This is a genomic window from Micromonospora sp. WMMD729 (genome assembly GCF_049315225.1).
In the GTDB taxonomy this organism is placed as follows: domain Bacteria; phylum Actinomycetota; class Actinomycetes; order Mycobacteriales; family Micromonosporaceae; genus Micromonospora.
In genome coordinates this window covers 1,110,415-1,134,064 of record NZ_CP186059.1, presented here as the reverse complement: position 1 = coordinate 1,134,064, position 23,650 = coordinate 1,110,415, and the positions used below count along the sequence as shown (strand labels likewise).

The window sequence follows — 23,650 nt, the reverse complement described above, 5'->3', positions numbered from 1 at the left end:
CGACAACAAGAGTGCCGGATGAGCGCACGTCGCGGGAGACCGGATGTGCATCTGTTGGGACACGTCCCTCTCCCGCAGGGCCCTTCGCGGCGGCGGTGTCATGCTGGTACGCATGCCTGAGCTGCGATCGAGGACGTCCACACACGGTCGGACGATGGCCGGCGCCCGGGCCCTCTGGCGGGCCACCGGGATGACCGACGACGATTTCGGCAAGCCGATCGTCGCCATCGCCAACAGTTTCACCCAGTTCGTGCCGGGTCACGTACACCTCAAGGACATGGGCGGCCTGGTCGCGGACGCGGTGGCCGAGGCCGGCGGCGTCGGGCGCGAGTTCAACACGATCGCGGTCGACGACGGCATCGCGATGGGGCACGGGGGCATGCTCTACTCGCTGCCCAGCCGCGAGTTGATCGCCGACGCGGTGGAGTACATGGTCAACGCGCACTGCGCGGACGCCCTGGTGTGCATCTCGAACTGCGACAAGATCACCCCAGGCATGCTGCTGGCCGCCCTGCGCCTCAACATCCCGACCGTCTTCGTCTCCGGCGGCCCGATGGAGGCCGGCAAGACGGCGGCCATCGAGGGCATCGTGCACAGCAAGATCGACCTGATCGACGCGATGATCGCCTCGTCGAACGAGGCGGTCACCGACGACCAGCTCGGCGAGATCGAGCGCTCCGCCTGCCCCACCTGCGGCTCCTGCTCCGGGATGTTCACCGCCAACTCGATGAACTGCCTCACCGAGGCCATCGGGCTCGCGCTCCCGGGCAACGGTTCGACGCTGGCCACCCACGCCGCGCGCCGGTCGCTCTTCGTCGAGGCCGGCCGGACCGTCGTGGAGATCGCCAAGCGGTGGTACGACGGCGACGACGACTCGGTCCTGCCGCGCACTGTCGCCTCCAAGGCCGCGTTCGAGAATGCCGTGGCCCTCGACGTGGCGATGGGCGGCTCCACCAACACGGTGCTGCACCTGCTCGCCGCCGCCCGCGAGGCGGAACTGGACTTCGGCGTCGCCGACATCGACGCGATCTCCCGGCGGGTGCCCTGCCTGGCGAAGGTCGCCCCGAACTCCCCGAAGTACCACATGGAGGACGTGCACCGCGCCGGCGGCATCCCCGCCATCCTCGGCGAACTGGACCGGGCCGGGCAGCTCAACCGGAACGTGCACGCCGTGCACTCCCCCTCGCTGGCCCAGTGGCTGACCGACTGGGACGTGCGCGGCGGGTCGCCGACGCCGGAGGCGGTCGAACTGTTCCACGCCGCGCCGGGCGGGGTGCGTACCGTCGAGCCCTTCTCCACCACCAACCGCTGGTCGTCCCTGGACACCGACGCCGCCGAGGGCTGCATCCGCGACCGCGAGCACGCGTACTCGGCCGACGGCGGCCTGGCCATCCTGCACGGCAACCTGGCCCCGGACGGCTGCGTCGTGAAGACCGCCGGAGTGCCGGACGACTGCCTGACCTTCCGCGGCCCGGCCAAGGTGTACGAGTCGCAGGACGACGCCGTCACCGCGATCCTGGCCAAGGAGGTCGTCGCCGGAGACGTCGTGGTGATCCGGTACGAGGGCCCCAAGGGCGGCCCCGGCATGCAGGAGATGCTCTACCCCACCTCGTTCCTCAAGGGACGCGGGCTCGGCCGGTCCTGCGCGCTGCTCACCGACGGCCGCTTCTCCGGCGGCACCTCCGGACTCTCCATCGGACACGCCTCCCCCGAGGCCGCCTCCGGCGGGCTGATCGCGCTGGTTCGCGAGGGCGACGAAATCGTCATCGACATCCCGGCCCGGTCGATCGAGCTGAACGTGCCGGCCGACGAGCTGGAGGCGCGGCGGGTGGCGGAGGAGAAGCGCGACAAGCCGTACACCCCGACCGACCGGCAGCGCCCGGTGTCGGCGGCGCTGCGCGCGTACGCCTCGATGGCCACCTCGGCCAGCGACGGCGCCTACCGCCGCGTCCCCGAGTAAGCGGGGCTTGATCGACGCGACTTCGCCGATGTCGCGGTATCCCCTCTACGGGATGCCCCGACATCGGCGATCTCGTGTCGATCAAGGCCACGGACACGCCGCACGCCCCTCGCACGGTCGCGTCAGGTTTCGTCCTGTGCCCTGCTGCGTTCCTCGCGTAGCTGGTTGAGCATGGCGGTGTCGGATGCCAGGTCCGGGTGGCCTACCTGGCGGTCGAGATCGACGACGAGTTCAAGCTCGCGAATCGCCTGGTCGAGATTCCCCATCGTCCGGTGGAGCATGCCGATGTTGAATCGAGTGACTGCTTCGGAGGCGCGGTCGCCCACCTCTCGTTGGAGAGCCAGGGCTTCTACGTAGTGGACCAGCGCCTGCTCCGAATCCCCGCGCTTGTCGTACACGAGGCCGATGTTGTTCAGACTTGTCGCTTCACCGACGCGGTCGCCCACCTCACGCCGAATGGGCAGGGCCTGCCGGTAGTAGCCCAACGCCCGCTCCGCTTCCCCGAGCCTGTCGTACACGCTACCGATGTTGTTCAGAGTGGTCGCCTCGCCAGCACGGTCACCCACCTCCTGCTGAATGGGTAGGGCCTGCCGGTAGTAGGTCAGCGCCCCTTCCCGATCCCCGCGCTTGGCGTGCGTGTAGCCGATGTTGTTCAGCGCGGCCGCCTCGCCGGGCCGATTGCCCACATCTCGTTGGATGGGCAGCGCCTGCTCGTAGTAGGCCAATGCCCGCTCACCATCGCCGAGCCTGTCGTAGACGAGGCCGATGCTGTTCAGGGTTACCGCCTCGTTGAGGCGATGGGCGGCTTCGCGATACAGGAGCAGGGCCTGTTCGAAGTTGGCCAGGGCCAGCTGGGGATGGTCCGTCGCGGATTGCGCACGCCCCAGGTCAAAGAACGCGCCTGCGTACGGACCCAGCGTCAACGTAGCGGTCGCCAGGGCCGCCACGTCCGCGAACCGGGACCGGCGTAGCCACACCCTCGACATCAGATCGCTGACGTGCTGGGCGATGGTCAACTCCCGGCCCGCCACCGCCAACCGGTGTACCTCCACCCACCGGGCGTGGGTGTTCACGATGTGGACCCGGATGGCACGGCGCCGACGACCCAGATGTCGTAGAGGCTCCGGGCGGCGGCGGCGCAGGCCCGCGTGTACTCGTCGTCGGTGAGCAGCGGCCGGATGAGCGGGCGCAGCACGTTGGAGACGAAGTACCGGGGTTGGCCGGTCTCCGGGTCGGTGCCCTCTTCGAGCAGACCGAGTCGGACCGCGCGCTCGACGTGCCGGTCGACGTCGGGGTGGTCGTGGACGGCTCGGACGGTCTCGGCGGGTACCGGCAGCTCGATGACGTTGACCTTGGCGAGCATCCGTTGCAGCTCCCGGTCCTGCGAGCCGAGCAGGTTCTTCGCGAGGATGGTCTCGCGGCGGAACTTGTCGGCCTCCCGTTCGATGGCGGTGATGAGACCGTCGACATCGAGGGTGCCGTCGCCGACGATCAGGTCGAGCCAGTCGAGCAGGCGCGGGTTGCCGGCTGCGGCCTGGACGGCGCGTTCCCGGATGTCGGGGTCGATGGCGGATCGGGGACGCAGGTTCGGCAGGTTGGCGAGTTTCTTGGCCTGCTCGGTCGGGTTGAGGGTTTCGAGCGACTCGACCACCACGGTTCCGGCCGGGGCGGGGAAGCGGTAGCGGCTCGTGATCACCACGCGACTGGGACTGCCGGTATCGCGGATGGCCTTGAGCAGGGCCGGGAGGATCTCGGCCAGCTCCGCCGAGAGCACGTGCCCGCCGTCGCGTTCGTCCAGGTTGCCGTCCTCGAAGTCGTCGAAGACGAACAGGCAGGCGGTCTGCCCGAGTGGCCCGTCGACGTCGAGCAGGTGCCGCAGACGCACGACGAGGGGCGCGTCGTCGTTGGCCAGCAGTTGGTCCGCCTCGACCTGTTGCTCGAGGGTGGGGAACGAGACCTTGGTGGTGAGGTCCCGGAAGCTGGTCAGGTCGACGCGGCCGAACCAGACGGCACGCTGGTGGTTGGGCATGCGTTCCAGCAGCCGGGAGGCGAGGCTGCTCTTACCGAGGCCACCCATCCCGTGCAGGACGAGGGCCGGGGCCGCGTTGGCGCTGCCGGCGGGCCTGCGGAGGGTACGCAGGCAGCGCTGGATGACCCGCCGTCGTCCGACGAAGGCGGCGCGGGCCGCGACCCGGGACAGGTGGGTCTGTGGGTCCAGGAATTCCTGGTCGGCGGGGCGGACGCGGGTCCGCGCCCGCCCCCGGGTGAGCAGGGGCGTGACCATCGGGGCGAGCGGCGACCGGTCGGCGTAGACGCGCAGCAGGTGCCAGTTGCCGTGCTGGCGCGCGTACAGGTGCTGCCGGGCCTCGACGATGGCCCGGTCGAGCGACACCCCGTCGGCCAACGACCGGTAGAGCTCGGCGGCGAAGTCGGTGGCGGCGAGGTCGCTCACCGGCAGCGCCCACCCCAGCACGGCGGGAGCGCCGGCGTTGACCAGGCTCTCACTCATCGAGGGGAACGCGCCCGCACCGGGGGCGGTGCCGGTGAGGCAGCCGGAGACGAAGATCAGGCGGGGCCAGTGTCCGGCCAACGCCTGGACGATCCGGTCGGCGGTCACGTCGACGCGCGCGCCGAACTCGTCCTCCATCAGGAAGACGGGCTGGCCGTCGGCGTTGATCGTGGCGTGGCCGCTCAGGTGCAGGACGTCGAAGTAGCCCGCGCCGTAGTCCCGGCTGAGCAGACGCAGCCCGTCCAGGGTGCCGCTTTCCTCGACGACCAGTTCGGCACCGGTACGGGCGGTGGCGTCGAGGATGGCGGCTTCCTCGGCCTCGTACCGAAGTTCGGGCTCGACGCCCTCCGGAGAGGTGGCCATGAACAGCACCCGCAGCGGCCGGTTGCCCGGCGCGACCGTACCCCTGCGAGGGTTGTCCCCGCCCGCGGCCCGCACCGGCAGCAGCGGCGCCGAGCCGGAGACGGCGAGGTGCGCGCCGTCCGCGGCGAGCAGTTCCCAGGGCAGGTGCCGCAGCCGTCCCGCGCCGGTGATCCGGAGCGTGGCGCCGGGAGGCTGGTGCAGAATCGGGGTAAGCCACCGCTCGTCGCCGTCGAGGAAGGCGGCCAGCCGTGCCCCGAGGTCGCGGAGGTGCGGGGAGCCGAAGACCTGTTGGACGACGGAGTACGGACTGTAGTGGCGCTCCACGCGTTCGATCAGCTGGTCGATGGCGGCGTGGTCCAGCGCGCGGGTCCTCGGCTGCTCCCCGCCTCGGGTGAGGCGCAGCTCGGAATGGTCCGAGGTCCGCTCGAAGATCGCCAACTCGTAGGTCGTCAGGTCACCCGCCACAGTGGTCTCCTCCCCCGCCACAGTGCTCGCCGCTCACCCTCGCCGGGCATCGAGCAGGTGGCCCAGGATCGCTCGCATCCGGTGTAACTCCGGATGGTTCGTCTGCTCGGCCAGGCGGACCGCGCGGCGCTGGTATTCGACGGCCTGGCCCACCTTCCCCGTCTTGAAGAGCAGGGCGGCCATGTTCATGCTGGTCGTCGCCTCGGAGCTACGGTCACCGATGGCGCGCAGCGCTGCCAGCGCCTTGTCGAACCCGTCTTTCGCCCCGGCGAGGTCGCCCTGGCGCAATCGGACCGTCGCGGAATTGCTGAGGGTGATCGCTTCGCCGCCGCGGTCACCGATTTCCCGTTGGATGGACAGGGCCTGCGCGTAGTGCGCCAGCGCCTGTTCCCGGTCCCCGAAGCGGTCGTACACCATGCCGATGTTGCTGAGGGTGGCCGCCTCGCCGGTGCGGTCGCCGACCTCGCGCGCGATCGGTAACGCCCGCTCGTAGAAGGTCAGCGCCCGCTTCACGTTCCCGAGCCGCTCGTACGCCATGCCGATGTTGTTGAGGGTCGCGGCCTCACCGGCCCGGTCACCGACTTCACGCCGGAGGGGGAGGGCCTGGGCGTAGTGAGCCAGCGCCTCTTCGTAATCCCCGAACCGGTCGTGCATCAGACCGATGTTGTTGAGAGTGATCGCCTCGCCGGCGCGATCACCGATCTCCCGCTGGATCGGGAGCACCTGTACGTAGTGCGCCAGCGCCTGTTTCCGGTCCCCCCGGTTGGCGTGCACGAGGCCGATGTTGCTCAGGCAGGCCGCCTCGCCCTCCCGGTTCCCGACCGCTCGCTGGATAGGAAGCGACCGCTGGTAGTAGGCCAGCGCCCGCTCCCAGTCCCCCAGCCGGCTGTACGCCGCGCCGATGTTGTTGAGCATTGACGCCTGGCCCGCGCCGTCGCCCACCTCGCGGGCGATGGGTAGCGCCTGCCGGAAGTACACCAGCGCCTGCTCCCGATCCCCGAGCCGGTCGTAGGCGGTGCCGATGTCGTTGAGGGTGGCCGCCTCGTTGCCACGATCGCCGGCCTCGCGGAACAGGCGCAGGGCCTGCTCGTAGCTGACCAGGGCCTGCCGGGGCTGTCCCGTCGAGGTCTGCGCGTGCCCCAGGTCGAAGAAAGCGCCCGGGTGCGGACCGAGAGTCAACGTCGCGCTGGCTATCGCCGCCACGTCGGCAAACCGCGATCGGGGCAGCCACGCCCTCGACACCAGGTCACCCACATGCCGGGCGATGGCCGCCTCCCGGCCCGCCACCGCCAAGCGGTGCACCTCCACCCACCTGGCGGCCGTCGCCGACCCTCGGCGCGCCGCCGGGCCTGGTCCGTCCGTCAACCCAGCACCTCCCCGGGCCTATCTGCCCCCGGACGGTCACCATTGTTGGCCCCGTACGCCAGCTTCGCTGCCGCCGGACGAGTCCAGGATCCGACACCGCACGGTCCGCGACACTTCAAGATCCGCGCACCTTCCCGGAAACTGCTGCCTGCTGCACGCGGGAGGCAGCAACAACAGTGAAGTTGCGCGGATCTCACAGCCGAGGGCGTCCGCGAAAGCGCGCTCGGCAGAATCGGTGGAACGTGGGGCTGGGCTCAGCTGAGGTCGTTGACGGCGCGCAGCACCGGGCGGCTGGTCAGGGACGCCGGGTCCAACGGAGCCCCGGACCGCACCATGAACGTGGCCGACTCACCCGGCAAAAGCGTGACCAGGGCCTTGTCGACGGATGCCGAGGCGTCCAGTCGGTCCGGGAAGAGGGTCAGGTCGCGCAGCACCGTGCGCGCGGTCACCCGGACCCGCTGGCCACCGTCCATCGGCTCGACCGTCGCGTCCCAGGCCGCCGCCGGCCAGTCGACCTCCCGGTCCTCGGCGAAGAACCACAGAGCACGCTCCGCCGTGTCGCCGGCCTCCGCGACCAGCAACTCACGGCGGCTCTCGTCCGGCCGCGCCAGCTCCGCCGGCAGCGCCAGCACCACCGAGGAGTACGCCGGGACGTCCACCTCCACCGAGGTCTTCGCCCTCGGCTCCCCGCCGAGCGTGACCCGGGTGACCGTGGCCGGCGCGGTCCACCCCTCGCCGGTCTCGTTCACCGCCACCAGGGCCAGCCCGCCGTCGCGGGGTTGCACGGTGAGCAGCCGGTCGGCGTACGCGTGGCGCAGCGCGTACCACAGGGGTTTGCGACGGCCGTCGCCGTCGACGGCCGACCAGGAGGTCACCGGCCAGCAGTCGTTGAGCTGCCAGACGATCGTGCCGGCGCAGACGTCGCGGTGGGAGCGGAAGTGCTCCACGCCGAGCTGGATGGCCCGCGCCTGGTTGAGTTGCGTGAGGTAGTGCCAGTCGTCGAAGTCGGCCGGTACGGGCAGGTGGGCGTCGAGACCGCGCCGGAGTTTGGCGGCACCGCCGACCGCCTTCTGGTGGTGGGCCATGCCCGGTGAGTCGGGCGCGAGCGGTTCGTCGCTGAGTGCCCGCCGCAGGGTGGCGTACGCGGGTGGGCCCTGGTAGCCGAACTCGGCCACGAAGCGCGGCACGTACTCCCGGTATTTCGGGTAGTCGTCGGTGTTCCACACGTCCCAGATGTGGGTCGTACCGTGCGCCGGGTCGTTGGGGTGGATCGTCTCGGTGCCCGACCAGGGGCTGCCCGGCCAGTACGGGCGGGTCGGGTCCAGCTCGCCGACGATGCGTGGCAGCACGTCGAGGTAGTACCCGCGCCCCCAGGTGCGCCCCGCGAGGGGTTCCTGCCAGTCCCAGTCGTGCCAGCCCCAGATGTTCTCGTTGTTGCCGGTCCAGAGCACCAGCGACGGGTGCGGCGTCAGGCGGGTCACCTGCTCGGCGGCCTCGGCGGCCACCTCGGTGGCGAACGGTTCCTCCTCGGGGTACGCGGCGCAGGCGAAGAGGAAGTCCTGTTGGACGAGCAGGCCGCGTTCGTCGGCGAGGTCGTAGAAGTCCGCCGACTCGTACCGGCCGCCGCCCCAGACACGCAGCAGGTTGACGTTGGCGTCGGTGGCCTGGTCGAACCGCTCGGCGAGCCGCGCGCGGGTGATCCGGGTGGGGAACGTGTCGTCGGGGATCCAGTTGACGCCCCGGACGAAGACCGGCACGTCGTTGACCGAGAGCACGAAGGGGGTGCCGTGCGCGTCGGGGGTGGTGTCCAGCCGGACGGAACGGAAGCCGATCCGCCGGTCCCAGGTGTCCAGGGTGTCCCCGTCCGGCGCGTGCAGGCTCACTTCGAGCAGGTGTCGGGCCTGCTCGCCGTACCCCCTGGGCCACCAGAGCGCGGGCTCGCGGACGGCGAGGGTCAGCACGGCCGTGCGCTGGCCGGTCTCGACGACCGTCTCGGCGCGGGCGCCGCCGATGGTGGCCCGGACGGTCAGCGGGACGTCGGCGACCCGCTCGACCTCGACGTGCAGCTCGACCCGGCCGTCGCGGCCGTCGAGGGTGACCAGCGGGCGGACGGTGGCCAGCCGGGCGGTGGACCAGGCGTGCAGGCCGATGTCCTGCCAGATGCCGGCGGTGACCAGCGTCGGTCCCCAGTCCCAGCCAAAGTTGCAGGCCATCTTGCGGACGAACTGGAAGGGCTCCGGGTACGCGTTGGGTCGGTCGCCGAGCCGGTCCCGATGCGCCTCGGCGTAGCGGTAGACGGAGTCGAACGCGACGTTCAGCTCGTTGTCGCCGGCGCGCAGCAGCGCGCGGACGTCGAACCGGTAGCCCCGGTGCATGTTCTCGGTGCGGCCGACCTCGACGCCGTTGACGCTGACGGTGGCGACGGTGTCCAGGCCGGCACAGACCAGGTCGACCCGGTCGTGGTGGCCGGCCGGCGGTCGGAACGTCGTCCGGTAGCGCCAGTCGGTGCGGCCGATCCAGGCGAGGGACAGCTCGTTGTCGTCGAGGTACGGGTCGGGGATCAGCCCGGCGTCGAGCAGGTCGGTGTGGACACAGCCGGGCACGGTCGCGGGTACGGTGCGGTCGGCGATCTCCGACGGCACCTCCGCCCCGGAGGTCGCGCGCAGCGTCCAGCCGTCGTGCAGGGCCTGTCGGCTCACGATTCACCGCACCTTCGTGATCGAGACGTTAGCTGAACCGGATAAGCTCAGCCACCGTACGATCCGACCTCCGGGGTGTCAAAGCCCCTGAACGGCTAAGGAGCACGCCGGTGAAGCGGCCGACCATCGCGGACGTCGCCCGACGCGCGGGGGTGTCCAAGGGCGCCGTGTCGTACGCGCTGAACGGGCAGCCCGGCGTCTCCGAGGCCACCCGGCAGCGCATCCTCGCCATCGCCACCGAGATCGGGTTCAGTCCCAGCAGCGCCGCGCGGGCGTTGTCCGCAGCCACCGCCAAGGCCGTCGGCCTGGCCCTGTGCCGGCCGGCACGGACGCTGGGCATCGAGCCGTTCTTCATGGCGCTGATCAGTGGCGTGGAGGCCGAACTGTCGGCCCGCTCGTACGCGCTGACGTTGCAGGTGGTGGCCGACCACGACGCCGAGATCGCGGTCTACCGGCGGTGGTGGGGCGAGCGCCGGGTGGACGGGGTGCTCGTCTGCGACCTGCGCACCGACGATCAGCGCATCCCCGCCCTGGAGCAGCTGCGCCTGCCGGCGGTGGTCATCGGCGGGCCGGGCGGCACCGGGGAGCTGGCCAGCCTCTTCTCGGACGACGCGGCGGCGCTGACCGAGGCGGTGGAGTACCTGGTCGCGCTCGGACACCGCCGGATCGCCCGGGTGGGCGGCCTGCCCGACCTGCGGCACACCGAGATCCGTACCGAGGCCTTCGCGGCGGTGTGCCGGCGTCTCGGTCTGGCCGAGGCGGTCACCGTCTTCTCCGACTACACCGGGGAGGAGGGCGGACGGGCCACCCGCCGGTTGCTCAGCGCCAACCCCCGACCGACCGCGGTCATCTACGACAACGACGTGATGGCCATCGCGGGGCTCTCGGTGGCCCAGGAGATGGGGCTGACCGTGCCCACCGACCTGTCCATCGTGGCCTGGGACGACTCGCCGCTGTGCCGGCTGGTGCACCCGCCGTTGACGGCGCTGGGCCGCGACATCTCCGCGTACGGCGCGCACGCGGCCCGCCACCTGCTCGGCGTCATCGCGGGCGAGCCGGCGACGCGGGTACGCGACGAGACCCCGCAGTTGACGCCGCGCGGCAGCACCGCACCGCCCGGGCAGAGGTGAACCGGTTCATCAACGGTACGCCGAGGGGAACTCCTCGAAGTACGCCTCGACGCGCTCGGCGGTGGCCGGTCGGGACAGCGCGAAGCCCTGCCCGTACCGGCAGCCGGCCCGGTGCGCCCCCTCGACCTGGACCGGCGACTCCAACCCCTCGGCGACGATCTCCACGCCCAACCGCTCACCGACGTTGACCACCACGTCGATCAGCGGCGGCTGCCCCGTCGGCTCCGCCCCGACCAGGTCGGGCCCCACCTTCAGCAGGTCGATCGGCAGCCGGCGCAGGTGGGCCAACGAGGCGTGTTCGGGCCGGAAGTCGTCGAGCGCGGTGCGTACGCCCAGGGACCGCAGACCCGCCAGCCGGGCGACCACCGTCGACAGGTCGGCGGCGACCCTCGGCTCGGCCACCTCCACCACCAGGCGTTCCGGCGGCACCCCGTACGCGGCCAGGACCGCCGCGGCGCGCTGCACGAAGTCGGGCGTGGTCAGTTCCCGGGTGGTCACGTTGACGGCCATCCACAGCTCCCGGGAGCCCGCCGACCAGGCGGCCAACTGCCGGCAGGCCCGGTCCAGCACCCACCACTCCAGCTCGCCGACCAGGTCCAGATCCTCGGCGACCGGCAGCAGCTCGGCTGGGAGCACCGTGCCGAGCACCGGGCTACGCCAGCGCAGCAGCGCCTCGGCGCCCACCGGCTGCCGGTCGGTCAGGTCGAGCACCGGCTGATAGACCAGGTCCAGTTCGCCCCGGGCGACCGCGCCGGGCAGCTCGCGTTCCAGGTCGAGCCGGCGGACCAACTGCTCCTCCAGGAACGCGTCGTACCACTCGACCCGGTCCCGACCGAGCTGCACCGCCCGTCGCCGGGCCAGCTCGGCCTGGCGGAGCACGTCGGCCGGTTGCGCGCCACCCACCTCGGCCAGCCCGATGCTCGCCTGCACCCGCAGCACCGACCCGGCCAGCCGGTACGGCGAGGTGAGCGTGCCCAACAGCCGGGTGCCCAGCGCGTACGCCAGCACCGGCCCGGCGCCGGTGACCACCGCGAAGCCGGCACCGGCGCAGGTGGTCACCAGGTCGCCGGGTGCGACGACCGCCCGGGCGCGCAGGGCCGCCTCGGCGAGCGCGTCCTCGCGGGCCACCGGGCCCAGCCCCTCGATGCCGTGCAACTCCACCAGCAGCAGCGCGCCGGCCGGCGCGGGCACGTCGCCGATCGCGGCGAGGGCCGCGAGCAGGGCCGACCGGTCCCCCGGTCCGTCGCCGGTCGGGCCGACGCCCGGGCCGGACCAGGCGACACCCGAGTCGGGCCAGGTCGGGTCGACGTCGGCCGCGGGAGCCCACGACTCCGCTGTCGCGGCCTGCCACGGCGGTTGCTGCTCCCGGCGGTGGATCGTGTGGTCGGCGGCCCGACGGTGCGCGGCGGGCCGCCCGGTGCCGCCCTCGGCACCCCCGCGCAGCAGTTCCCGCAGGACCAGGGGCGGCACCGCCGCCAGGGCGAGCAGCAGGCTCGTCCGGTCCGGGGTGCGGCCGGAACCGAGGTGCAGGCCCGCCGCGAGCAGCAGCACCGATGCCGGGAGCACCGCCCGTGGCCAGGTCGTGGTGGGCGGACCGGCCGGCCGCGTCGCGCCGGCCGTGGTGACCGCCGATGTCGCGCCGAGCGCGGTCAGCAGCATGCCGAGCACCAGCGGCGGCACGGCGACGAGCGACGCGCGCCCGGTCGACGCGGGCGGCAGGATCGTCAGCAGCGCCAGCCCGGCCAGGGTGAGCAGGACGCCGCCCCGGCAGGTCGGGTGGCCCGGGTGCCGTCCGGTGCCGGTGAACGCGCCGAGCGCGGCGATGCCCAACCCCGCCAGCACCGCCGCGCCGACCAGCCGGGCCGGGGCGGGGAGCGCGTCGACGGGCAGGAGCAACCAGGCGGCGAGGGTCAGACCGACCGTCGGGCCGGTCGCCTCGACCACCTCCCGCAGTCGGGCCGGCGCGGAGGGCCGCGCCGGGAGCCCACGCAGCCCGGCCACGGACAGCACCGCGACGGCGAGCGATCCGAGCAGCGCGACCACGCGTTGCCCGGCGTCGACAAGCGGCTGCACGGCCGCGACCCAGCCGGCCGCCACCACCGCCGCGTCGAGCGCGATCGTCGGCAACCGCCACGAGGCGCCGGTCGGTGGTGCGGTGGGACGGCCGGCGGCCAGCCGGGAGAGTCGTACGCCGGCGAGGGTGGCGCCCGCGCCACCGGCCAGCGCGATCACCACCGGGGTCGGGACCAGCCCGGCCGCGCCGGCGAGCACGAGCAGCGCCACGGCCGTGGACACGGCGGCCTCCGGGGCCGCCCGGCGGGGGACGAGAAAACGGAACGGGTACGCGAGGAGCACGGCGGTCGCCTTCGTGAGGGGGCACGGGGCGGTGCGGCGGTGCGGGTGGTGCGGTGGTGGTGCGGGACGGCGGATGTTGCGAGTCCGCTGCCCAACACTGGGAAACGACCGGTGACGGAATTGGTTACGCGTCGGTCATCGGCACGAAGCAGTGACCCCTGTCACTGTACGGCGTCCGGCCGCCGTGACACCGCCCGCCGCGACCCCCGCCGACCAGGGGTGGGATCATCGCAGGGTGAGTACGCCCGACACGATCCGCTTCCGGTTCAACCAAGCCATCCTGGCCGCCGCCGTCATCGCCTTCATCGGCGCGCTGCCGCTGGCGAACGCCCGGGCGTACCTGCTGCCGGTGCTGCTCGTCCCACTCGGCGTCGGGGTGTGGGCTTGGCGGGCCGGCACCGACGCCGACCCTCAGGAGCTGCGCCTGCGGGCGCTGTTCGGGCAACGCCGAATCGGCTGGGAGCACGTCGTCGAGTTCGCCACCGACGCACGCGGCCGGGCCGTCGCCCGCCTCGACGACGGCCGGCAGGTCGTCCTGCCGGCGGTACGCGGCACGGACCTGCCCCGGCTGGTCTCGGCCACCGGCCAGACCCTGCCGGACGAGGCCGCCGGAACGCCCGGCGCGTAACCCACGCCGGGACCGCCCGGCGGCTCAGTAGCCGTCGACCACCCGGTTGATGAGCGGTTCACCGGCGGCGAACCGCCGTACCTGCTCGCCGACGAGCCGGTACGCACGCGGCAGCAGCCCCCGCACCGACCCCGCCACATGCGGCGTGAGCAGCACGTTCGGCATCGTCCACAGGGGAGATTCGGCGGGCAACGGCTCCGGATCGGTGACGTCCAGGGCGGCCGAGATCCGACCGGTGGCCAGTTCGGCGACGAGCGCGTCGGTACGGGCCACCGGCCCCCGGGCCGCGTTGACCAGCAGCGCTCCGTCGGGCATCGCGGCCAGGAAGTCCTTGTCGATCAGACCGCGGGTCTGGTCGGTGAGCGGCACCAGCACCACCACCACGTCGGCGTCCGGCAGCAGCCGGGGCAGCTCCGCGACGGCGTGCACCGACTGCTCCGGCCGGGCGCTGCGGGCGACCAGGGTGAAGCTCACCCCGAACGGCGCGAGCCGGTCGCGCACCGCCGTGCCGATCGAGCCGGCCCCGACGATCAGCACCCGCTTGCCGGTCAACTCGTCGGTCGGCGCGTTGCCGTCGTACGCCCAGCGCCGCTGCGCCTGCGCGCGGGCGAAGGCGGGGAACGCCCGGAGCTGGGCGAGGATCGCGGTGACCACCCACTCGGCGGTGGACGGGTCGTGCACCCCACGGGCATCGCAGAGGGTGATCCCGTCGGGCATCCGGCCCGCCCAGGCGTCCGCCCCGGCGGAGAGCAGCTGCACCACCGCCAGGTCGGGCAGCTCACCGAGCAGCGCGGTGGCGTCCGAGCCACTCAGGAACGGCGGCACCCAGAAACGGACGTCGGCCACGGCGGACGGCAGGCGGTCGGCGTGCTCGGCGACCTCCACCGTCACGCCCGGGGGCAGCTCGCCGACGAGGTCCAGGCCGGCCGGGTGCGGAATCCATACCTTCACGTCCGCCGACGATAGCCGTCGCCACGACGGCCGGCGCGGGCACGCCCGGAACCCGCGCCCGGGCGAGACGCGACACACCGGTTTTGGACCCGGCCACGGCGAGGTATAACCGTGGGTCGGGGGCCCTCTCGGCCCCCACCCCGGCAGACAGGTGCTCGATGACCGACGGCTCCCCCGCCAGCGCGCGACGTTCGAACGCCTCACCTCCGGCGCTCGGCGACGCGGCGCGGCTGCGCGCGCTCGCCGACACCGGGCTGGACGCGGCGCCGGACGAGGCGTTCGACCGGTTCGCCCGACTGGTCAGCGACCTGCTGGAGGTGCCGGTCGCGCTGGTCTCGCTGGTCTCCGCCGACCGGCAGTTCTTCCCGGGGGCCGTCGGTCTGCCCGAGCCGTGGTCGCAGCGGCGGCAGACCCCGTTGAGCCATTCGTTCTGCCAGCACGTGGTGGACATCGAGGTGCCGATGGTGCTGCCGGACGCCCGGCTCTACCCCCGGGTCCGGGACAACCTGGCCATCGACGACCTCGGCGTCGTCGCGTACGCCGGGATGCCGTTGACCGACCTCTCCGGCCGGGTGCTCGGCTCGCTGTGCGCCATCGACAACAAGCCCCGGGCGTGGACCGCCGGACAACTGCGGACGCTGTCCGACCTCGCCGCCGCCTGCTCCTCGGAGTTGCGCCTGCGGATCGCGCTGGACGGCGCTCAGGAGGCGCACCAGCGACTGGAACTGCTGGCCGGGGTGAGCGAGACACTGGCTGGCACGTTGGACGTGGGCACGTCGCTGCGCCGGCTCACCGCCGCCATGGTGCCGCTGCTCGCCGACTGGTGCGTGCTCATCCTCGTCGGGCCGACGGGACAGCCTCGGGAAGTCGTCGCGGCGCACCAGGACCAGGCTCGGACGCCGGACGTCGACCGGTTCGCCGCGCTGCTGCGGACCGGCCTCAACCAGGAGTCGGTGATCCGGTCGGTGCTCCGGACCGGTCAGCCCCGGCTCGGCGGGGTCGCGTCGCGGGACGACGTGGCCCGGGGCACCACCGGTCCGGAGCTGCCGGCGATCGCCGAGCGGCTGGGCATCGCGTCGTACCTCAGCGTGCCGGTGCGGGCCGCCGGGGGCACCGTGCTGGGTGCCATCACCCTGGTCAACGCGCCCGGCCGCCAGCAGTTCGACGACCGCGACCTGCTCACCGCCGTGGACATCGGCCGCCGCGCGGGGCAGGCCATCGGCAACAGCTCGATGTACGGGGAGCAGCGGCACGTCGCCGAGGTCCTGCAACACAGCATGCTGCCGCGGCTGCCTGTCGTGCCGGGGCTGGATCTGGCGGCCCGCTACCAGCCGGCCGCCGACCGGGTGGAGGTCGGTGGCGACTGGTACGACGCCTTCGTGCAGCCCGACGGTGACCTGATCGCGGCGATCGGGGACGTGGCCGGGCACGACATCGAGGCCGCCGCGACCATGGGCCAGCTCCGCAACCTGGTACGCGGCAACGCGTTCGGCCGGGACGACGAGGTCGGGAAACTGGTGAGCCATCTGGACGACGCGATCCGCGGTCTGCGGCTGCCCATCGCGGCCACCGCCACGCTGGTGCGCATCCGCCCGGAGCGCTTCGGTGTCCGCGAGGTGACGTGGTGCAACGCCGGACATCCGCCGGCCCTGGTGGTACGCGCCGGCGGCGCGGTGGACGTGCTCGAGGCGACGCCGGAGCCGCTGCTCGGGCTGGCTCGGCCCACGCCCCGGACCAGCCGGTCGACGAGCCTCGCCACCGGTGACACGCTGCTGCTCTACACCGACGGGTTGATCGAGCGTCGGGACCGGTCCATCGACGACGGGCTCGCCGAGTTGGTGGGCCGGCTGACCGGTACCGACGGGCTGCCCCTGGACGAACTGTGCGACCTGCTGCTCGCCTCGATCGACCGCCGCGAGGACGACACGGCGCTGCTGGCGGTCCGGGCCCGCTGAGCGCAGCGGGTCCGGCCGGACCGCGCGGCGGGCTACCCTGGGCCGGGTGAGAGCCCGTCCCCCGTACCCTCGCGTCCGCCGTCTCCGGACGGTCCTCGCGGCGTCCTGCGCGGCGCTGCTGTTCGCCTCGGGTTGCAGCTTCGGCGAGCCGGAACCCGACCCGGCGGGCGAGCCACCCAACCTGCCGACCCCGTCGGCGTCGCCGAACGCCGGCGGCGCGGGCCAGCAGGCGGTGACGACCGTGCTGGCCAAGGGGCTGCGGGTGCCGTGGGCCATCGCGTTCCTGCCGGACGGCGGCGCGCTGGTCACCGAGCGGGACAGCGGCCGGATCCTCCAGGTGGGCCCGGAGTCCGGCCCGGACGGGCTACGGGTCCGGGTGGTGCAGACGCTCAACGACGTGGCCGCGGCGGGTGAGGGCGGCCTGCTCGGCATCGCCGTCTCCCCCGACTACGCCCAGGACCGGACGGTTTTCGTCTACTACACGGCCGAGCAGGACAACCGGGTCGCCCGCCTGCAGATCGGCGGGCAGCCCACCCCGATCCTCACCGGCATCCCGAAGGCGAACGTGCACAACGGCGGCGGGTTGGGCTTCGGACCGGACGGGCAGCTCTACGTCAGCACCGGTGACGCCGGTGAGCGGCCCAACGCGCAGGACACCAAGAGCCTCGGCGGCAAGATCCTGCGGATCACCACCGACGGCAAGCCCGCGCCGGGCAACCCGTTCCCCGGCTCGCCGGTGTGGTCGTTCGGCCACCGCAACGTGCAGGGCTTCGCCTGGGACGCGGCCAAGCGGATGTACGCCGTCGAGTTCGGCCAGAACACCTGGGACGAGATCAACCAGATCACCAAGGGCGGCAACTACGGCTGGCCGGAGGTCGAGGGGCGGGCCGGCGACAAGCGCTACACCGACCCGATCACGCAGTGGGCCACCTCCGACGCGTCCTGCTCCGGGTTGGCCGCCGCGGACCGGCTCCTGGTCACCGGCTGCCTGCGCGGCAAGCGGCTCTGGGTGATGGAGTTGACCGACACCGGCACGCTGCTCGGGCAGCCCAGCGAGCTGCTGACCAACCGGTACGGGCGGCTGCGCGCGGTGGCCGCCGCGCCCGACGGCTCGCTCTGGGTGAGCACCTCCAACCACGACGGGCGGGGTGATCCGGCGGCCGACGACGACCGCCTCCTGCGGGTGGTCTTCGCCGGCGGCGACGGCGGACGCAGCTGACCTCCGTCACCTTCCGCCCAGGTTTGCCAAGATCCCTCGACGGGCAGGTCAGAATCTCAGCATGGACGGGCAACGCGACGAGCAGCACGGCGACGCCGAGGACCGGGACGACCCGGTGACCGGCGGCGCGCCGTCGCGCCCGGCCCGCCGACGGCTCGGCCGCCCCGGCGGGCCGGTACGGCGTACCGGCATGATCCTCGCCGTCCTGGTGGTGGCCCTGGCCGGGGCGGCACTCGGTGTGCTGGCCGGCGGCCGGGTGAACACCGACATCGGGCCGTTCCGGGCGAACCTCACCCTCTCCCCGGCCAGCGACGGCGGGACCACCATCGACGTGCCGCCGCTGGGCGCGCTGCTGATCGACAGCCACAGCGGGCCGACGCACCTCACGGTACGACTCGGCGCGCTCGACCAGGGCCGCACCGAGGCGCTGCTGGACGACCCGGCGAGCATCAGCCGGGCCAGCCAGAGTGCCGTGGAGGACGTGCGTTCCGGGGTGATGCGGCTCGGCCTGCGTACCCTCGCCTCGGCGGTGCTGGTCACCCTCATCCTGGCCGCGTTGGTCTTTCGGGACGTGCGGCGGACGGCCTGGGCGGGCGGGCTGGCGCTGCTGGTCACCGCCGGCAGCCTCGGCACGGCCGCCGCGACGCTGCGCCCGCAGGCGATCGAGGAGCCGCGCTACGAGGGGCTGCTGGTCAACGCCCCGGCGATCGTCGGTGACGCACGCCGCATCGCCAACGACTACACCAAGTACGCCGAGCAGCTGCAACGCATCGTCGGCAACGTCAGTCAGCTCTACACGACGGTGTCGGCGTTGCCGGTGTTGGATCCCGCGCCGGGCACCACCCGGGTCCTGCACGTCTCCGACATGCACCTCAACCCGACCGGCTGGCAGCTGATCCGTACGGTGGTGGAGCAGTTCGGCATCGACGTGGTGATCGACACCGGCGACATCACCGACTGGGGCAGCGAGCCGGAGGCGTCGTTCGTCGGCTCGATCAGTCTGCTCAAGAAGCCGTACGTGTTCATCCGGGGCAACCACGACTCGGGTAAGACCAGCGCCGCGGTGGCGCGTCAGCCGAACGCGATCGTGCTGAACAACTCGACGACCACGGTCGCGGGGCTGACCATCGCCGGCATCGGCGACCCGCGCTTCACCCCGGACAAGAACACCTCACCGGCCGGCAGCGGGTTGACCCAGGAGGTGGCGGACCAGGTGATCGGCGCGGGTGAGCAGCTCGCCACGACGATCCGCAACTCACCACGGCCGGTCAACATCGCGCTGGTGCACGACCCGGCGTCGGCCGGGCCGCTCGCCGGCACCTGCCCGCTGGTGCTGGCCGGGCACACCCACGCCCGGCAGGTCTCCAAGTTGCCGCAAGCCCCCGGCCAGCAGCCCACCGCCCTGTTCGTGGAGGGCTCGACGGGCGGGGCCGGGCTGCGCGGCCTGGAGGGTGAGAAGCCCACCCCGCTGTCGATGACCGTGCTCTACTTCGACCAGCAGAAGATGCTCCAGGCGTACGACGACATCACCGTCGGCGGCACCGGCCAGGCCCAGGTCAACCTGGAACGCCACATCGTGCAGGACCCGAACGCCGGCGCACCCGCCTCGGTCACCCCCACCCCGACCCGCTGAGCGGGGGCTGCCGCCGGCCCACCACCGACTCGGCGGTCCCGGCCCACCCAGCCGAGCCCGCGCCCGAGCCGGAGCCGATGCCGGTGCCGGAGCAGGAGCAGGAGCAGGAGCGGGAGGTGCGTGCGCAGCCTTTGCTCTGCTTCAACGGACGCAACAGTTACGGCGGGTTACTCCGCTTCCGGTGTGCGCACCCGAATTTCCGCAGCTCAGCACGGTGTTGCGTATGTTGAAGCAGAGCAAAGGGCGAAGAGAGCCCGGTAGGTAGGCGGACGCCCCGCACTGTCAGTCGCGGCGGCGGTGGGACGCGAAGGTCGGGCACACGCGAGCCGGCACACGCGAGCCGACAGACGCGAGCCGGCACACGCGAGCCGACAGACGCGAGCCGGCACACGCGAGCCGGCAGGCGGGGAGAGCCCGCCCTCGCGGGCGCGGTCAGCGCAGGGCGAGCGCGGCCAGGGCGGCGTTGACGATGCTGCCGGGCAGCAGGTCGTGCAGCTCGTACAGGTCGGCCACGCTGCCGGACTGGCCGAACTCGTCCACGCCGAGCGGCACCGCCGGGGCGCCGACCGCCGAGCCGAGCCACGCCATCGCGTGCGACGCCGCGTCGTGCACGGTCACCACCGGCACACGGTCGGCGAACGCGGACCGCAGCGCGCCGGGCACGCTCGGCACGGTGGCCGTGCGTACGCCCTGACGCAGGGTGCGCTGCCACGCCCGGTAGAGCCGGTCCAGGCTGGTCACGTCCACCACGTGCGCGGCGATGCCCTCCTCGGCCAATTCGGCGGCGGCGGCCAGCGTCTCGGGGAGCACCGCGCCGGAGGCGGCGAGTTGCACCACCGGCGCGTCGGCCAGGTGCGGGTACGCCTGGTGCGCGTCGACCAGCCGGTACGCCCCGGCGACCACCTGCCGGCGCAGCACCGCGTCACCGAGCCGGGCCCGGGCCGCCTCGAACGGCGCCTGGTCCAGCGGCCGGGTGCTGAGCCGGAAGTAGTACGCGCCGTCCTCGGCGGGGGCGGCGGTCGCGGCCGGAGCGGCCCCGCCGGCGATCTGCCCCAGCGCGTCGCAGAGCAGCCAGTCGAGGCTGCCCGCGTACGCCGGCTCGACGAACGTCACGCCGGGCAGCTCCAGGCCCACCGACGCGGTGATCGTGGACTGGTGGGCGCCGCCCTCGGGGGCCAGGGTGATGCCGGACGGGGTGCCGGCCACCACGAACCGCGAGCCGGAGTACGTGCCGTAGAGGAACGCGTCGAGGCCGCGCAGCACGAACGGGTCGTAGACCGTGCCCACCGGCAGCAGCGGCTGCCCGGACAGGTCCCACGACAGGCCGAGCTGGCCGAGCAGCAGGAACAGGTTCATCTCCGAGATGCCCAGCTCGATGTGCTGCCCGGTGGGGCTCTCGGTCCAGCGCAGCATCCGGTCCTCGGTCCAGGACCGCTGCTCGGTGGGGGCGAAGACTCCGGTCTTGTTGATGAATCCGGCGAGGTTGGTCGAGGTGGCCACGTCCGGGGCGGTGGTGACCAGGTAACGGCCGACCTCCCGGTCCCGCGCCAGGTCCACGAGCACCCGACCGAACACCTCCTGGGTGGAGATGGGCTTGTTGGCGCGTACTCCGGTGCTCTCCGGAACGGTGACCCCGAGCGCGCGCTCGCGCGGCGCGCGGGACAGTGCCTCCCGGCGGGCGCCGGCCCGGATGCCGGCCTCCGACGCCGGGTCGAGGCGGTCCCACTCGGTCTCGGCGGTCAGGCCGTGCGCGCTGCGCAGCGCGTCGATCTGCTCGGTGCTGAGCAGCGCGGAATGGTTGCGCGGATTGCCGGCGATGGGCAACCCCCAACCCTTCACGGTGTACGCGAAGACGACGCTGGGCCGGTCGGTGACCGCGTCGCACTGGGCGTACGCGTCGAGCATCGCGGACAGGTCGTGCCCGCCCAGGTCGGTGACGAGCGGACCCAGATCCTCGTCGCTCACGCCCTCGATCAGTTCGGCGATGCCGGCCGGCGCGCCGTCCAGGAACTGCTTGCGCAGTGCCGGCCCGGTCAGCCCGAACAGTGACTGGTACTGCTCGTTGGGCATCGCGTCGATCCAGTCGCGCAACGCCTCGCCACCCGGCCGGGCGTACGCCTCGGCGAGCTTGCGGCCGTACTTGACCTCCACGACGTGCCAGCCGGCGGCCTCGAACTGGCCCCGCCACTGGTTGATCCGGATGCCGGGCACCACCCGGTCCAACGACTGCCGGTTGAAGTCGACGAGCCACATCACGTTGCCCAGGCCGGTGGTCGCCGGGTCGGCCACCGCCTCCCAGATGTTGCCCTCGTCCAGCTCGGCGTCGCCGATCAGCGCCACGAACCGGGAGTGCGGGCGGGCCCCGAAGTGGGCGTCGACGTAACGGCGGGTGGCGGCGGCGAAGAGCGGCGCCGCCGCGCCCAGGCCGACCGAGCCGGTGGAGAAGTCCACCTCGTCCGGGTCCTTGGTGCGCGACGGGTACGACTGGAGGCCGCCCCGCGCCCGCAGCCGGGGCAGGTAGGAGCGGTCCAGGTTGCCCAGCAGGTACTGGATGGCGTGGAACACCGGGGAGGCGTGCGGCTTCACCGCGACCCGGTCCTCGGCGTCCAGGTGCGCGAACCACAGCGCGGTCATCGCCGTGACCAGGGACGCGCTGGACGCCTGGTGCCCGCCGACCTTGACGCCGTCGCCGGTGGCCCGGTCGTGGTTGGCGGCGTCCACGATCCGGGTGGCGAGCCAGAGCACCCGCCGCTGGATCTCGTAGAGAACGTCAAGGTCGTGCTGGGTCACGGTGGCTCCATCCGGGCGTCGACGATGACGCCCTCGACGAGGGGTGCGGGGTGGCCGCGTGGTCGACAGAGGTGAGGAGAAGGCCGCCGCCGGGTCGCGGCGGCGGCCTGTTCCAAACGGGGTGTCAGCCCTGGACGCCCAGGCGCTCCAGGATCAGCGTGCGGACGGCGGCGGCGTCGGCCTGACCACGGGTCGACTTCATCACCGCGCCGACCAGCGCGCCGGCCGCCGCGACCTTACCGCTGCGGATCTTGTCGGCGATGCCCGGGTTGGCGGCGATGGCCTCGTCCACGGCGGCGGTCAACGCGCCGGTGTCCGAGACGACCTCCAGGCCCCGACTGGTCATGATCTCGGTGGGCGAGCCCTGACCGTCGACCACGCCCTCCAGCACCGTACGGGCCAGCTTGTCGTTGAGCTTGCCGGCGTCGACCAGGCCCTGCAGTTCGGCGACCTGCGCCGGGGTGGCCCCGACGTCGGCCAGCTCCACGCCGGTCTCGTTGGCCCGGCGGGACAGCTCACCCAACCACCACTTGCGGGCCGCCGCCGGGGTCGTGCCGGCCGCCACGGTCGCCTCGATCAGCTCCACCGCGCCGGCGTTGAGCACCGACTGCATGTCCAGGTCGGACAGGCCCCACTGCTGCTGGAGCCGACGCCGGTGCACCCGGGGCAGCTCCGGCAGGGCGGCCTTCAGCTCGGCGACCCAGGCCGGGTCCGGGGCGACCGGCACCAGGTCCGGCTCCGGGAAGTACCGGTAGTCGGTCGCGGTCTCCTTCGAGCGGCCCGGGGTGGTGTCGCCGGTGTCCTCGTGGAAGTGCCGGGTCTCCTGGGTGATCCGCCCGCCCGCGTCGAGCACCGCCGCCTGCCGCAGCATCTCCGAGCGGACCGCCCGCTCCACCGACCGCAGCGAGTTGACGTTCTTGGTCTCGGTGCGGGTGCCCCACTCCTGGCCGGGCAGGTTGAGCGAGGTGTTCACGTCGCAGCGCAGCGAACCCTCCTCCATCCGCACGTCCGAGACGCCGAGGGTACGGATCACGTCACGCAGCTCGGCGACGTACGCCCGGGCCACCTCGGGGGCGAGCGCGCCGGTGCCCACGACCGGCTTGGTGACGATCTCGACCAGCGGGATGCCGGCCCGGTTGTAGTCGACGAGCGACTCCGTCGCGCCGTGGATCCGCCCGGTCGCGCCGCCGACGTGCAGCGTCTTGCCGGTGTCCTCCTCCAGGTGCACCCGCTCGATCTCGATCCGGACCGTCTCGCCGTTCACCTCGACGTCCAGGTAACCGTCGACGCAGATCGGCTCGTCGTACTGGCTGATCTGGAAGTTCTTCGGCATGTCCGGGTAGAAGTAGTTCTTCCGGGCGAACCGGCACCACTCGGCGATCGAGCAGTTCAACGCCAGACCGATCCGGATGATCGCCTCGATGGCGGCCTTGTTGGCCACCGGCAGCGACCCGGGCAGGCCCAGGCACACCGGGCAGACCCGGGTGTTCGGCTCGCCACCGAAGTCGGTCGGGCAGCCGCACCACATCTTGGTGTTCGTGCCCAACTCGACGTGGGTCTCCAGGCCGATCACCGGTTCGTAGCGCGCGACGACCTCGTCGTACGCGGGCAGCGTCGTCGTCATCTGG

Annotated in this window: 14 protein-coding genes; 6 read left to right on the top strand and 8 right to left on the bottom strand. The window is 72.7% G+C overall.

Translation table 11 applies throughout. The features are described 5' to 3' along the window. The first annotated feature begins 112 nt into the window (after window positions 1-112). Complete coding sequence (gene ilvD / locus ACN263_RS05230; RefSeq protein ID WP_422738699.1) at window positions 113-1,960, top strand: dihydroxy-acid dehydratase; 1,848 nt, start codon at window positions 113-115, stop codon at window positions 1,958-1,960. 122 nt (window positions 1,961-2,082) lie between these two features. Here the strand turns inward: ilvD and ACN263_RS05225 are convergent, their stop codons facing one another. The 4 genes from ACN263_RS05225 to ACN263_RS05210 form a co-directional block, all read right to left on the bottom strand. Continuing rightward, window positions 2,083-3,033, bottom strand: coding sequence for a tetratricopeptide repeat protein (locus ACN263_RS05225; RefSeq protein ID WP_422738698.1), 951 nt, complete (start codon window positions 3,031-3,033; stop codon window positions 2,083-2,085). After that, entirely contained in the window at window positions 3,030-5,297 is a 2,268-nt protein-coding gene (locus ACN263_RS05220; protein ID WP_422738697.1) for a CHAT domain-containing protein, read from the bottom strand. Before ACN263_RS05220 ends, ACN263_RS05225 begins: the two co-directional genes overlap by 4 nt. Before the next feature lie 33 nt (window positions 5,298-5,330). Then, on the bottom strand, window positions 5,331-6,662 hold the full coding sequence (locus ACN263_RS05215) for a tetratricopeptide repeat protein (RefSeq protein ID WP_422738696.1): 1,332 nt from the start codon (window positions 6,660-6,662) through the stop codon (window positions 5,331-5,333). 254 nt (window positions 6,663-6,916) lie between these two features. After that, window positions 6,917-9,361 carry a glycoside hydrolase family 2 protein gene (locus ACN263_RS05210; protein WP_422738695.1) on the bottom strand — a complete coding sequence of 815 codons (2,445 nt, stop codon included), beginning with the start codon at window positions 9,359-9,361 and terminating at the stop codon, window positions 6,917-6,919. Window positions 9,362-9,471: 110 nt separating this feature from the next. Between ACN263_RS05210 and ACN263_RS05205 the strand changes: the two genes are divergently transcribed. Then, complete coding sequence (locus tag ACN263_RS05205; RefSeq protein ID WP_422738694.1) at window positions 9,472-10,491, top strand: LacI family DNA-binding transcriptional regulator; 1,020 nt, start codon at window positions 9,472-9,474, stop codon at window positions 10,489-10,491. Window positions 10,492-10,500: 9 nt separating this feature from the next. Here the strand turns inward: ACN263_RS05205 and ACN263_RS05200 are convergent, their stop codons facing one another. Next, window positions 10,501-12,846 (bottom strand): EAL domain-containing protein, encoded by a 2,346-nt coding sequence (locus ACN263_RS05200; protein WP_422738693.1) that lies wholly within the window; start codon window positions 12,844-12,846, stop codon window positions 10,501-10,503. 235 nt (window positions 12,847-13,081) lie between these two features. Between ACN263_RS05200 and ACN263_RS05195 the strand changes: the two genes are divergently transcribed. Continuing rightward, a complete protein-coding gene (locus tag ACN263_RS05195) occupies window positions 13,082-13,474 on the top strand; it encodes a PH domain-containing protein (RefSeq protein ID WP_422738692.1) in 393 nt (130 codons plus the stop codon). Window positions 13,475-13,498: 24 nt separating this feature from the next. Here the strand turns inward: ACN263_RS05195 and ACN263_RS05190 are convergent, their stop codons facing one another. Then, entirely contained in the window at window positions 13,499-14,425 is a 927-nt protein-coding gene (locus ACN263_RS05190) for a 2-hydroxyacid dehydrogenase (RefSeq protein ID WP_422738691.1), read from the bottom strand. Between the two features lie 158 nt (window positions 14,426-14,583). Between ACN263_RS05190 and ACN263_RS05185 the strand changes: the two genes are divergently transcribed. The 3 genes from ACN263_RS05185 to ACN263_RS05175 all read left to right on the top strand — a co-directional run bounded on the left by ACN263_RS05185 (window position 14,584) and on the right by ACN263_RS05175 (window position 19,232). Beyond that, complete coding sequence (locus ACN263_RS05185; RefSeq protein WP_422738690.1) at window positions 14,584-16,380, top strand: SpoIIE family protein phosphatase; 1,797 nt, start codon at window positions 14,584-14,586, stop codon at window positions 16,378-16,380. Between the two features lie 46 nt (window positions 16,381-16,426). Then, the gene (locus tag ACN263_RS05180) at window positions 16,427-17,599 is read left to right on the top strand and encodes a PQQ-dependent sugar dehydrogenase (protein WP_422738689.1); all 1,173 of its coding nucleotides are present in this window, start codon (window positions 16,427-16,429) and stop codon (window positions 17,597-17,599) included. A gap of 61 nt (window positions 17,600-17,660) precedes the next feature. After that, window positions 17,661-19,232: a metallophosphoesterase gene (locus tag ACN263_RS05175; RefSeq protein ID WP_422738688.1), complete on the top strand. Its 1,572-nt coding sequence runs from the start codon at window positions 17,661-17,663 to the stop codon at window positions 19,230-19,232. 432 nt (window positions 19,233-19,664) lie between these two features. Here ACN263_RS05175 and ACN263_RS05170 read toward each other — a convergent pair whose 3' ends face one another. Then, a complete protein-coding gene (locus ACN263_RS05170; protein WP_422738687.1) occupies window positions 19,665-22,022 on the bottom strand; it encodes a transketolase-like TK C-terminal-containing protein in 2,358 nt (785 codons plus the stop codon). Between the two features lie 124 nt (window positions 22,023-22,146). Beyond that, window positions 22,147-23,646, bottom strand: coding sequence for an Asp-tRNA(Asn)/Glu-tRNA(Gln) amidotransferase subunit GatB (gene gatB / locus ACN263_RS05165; RefSeq protein ID WP_422738686.1), 1,500 nt, complete (start codon window positions 23,644-23,646; stop codon window positions 22,147-22,149). Window positions 23,647-23,650: the final 4 nt, after the last annotated feature.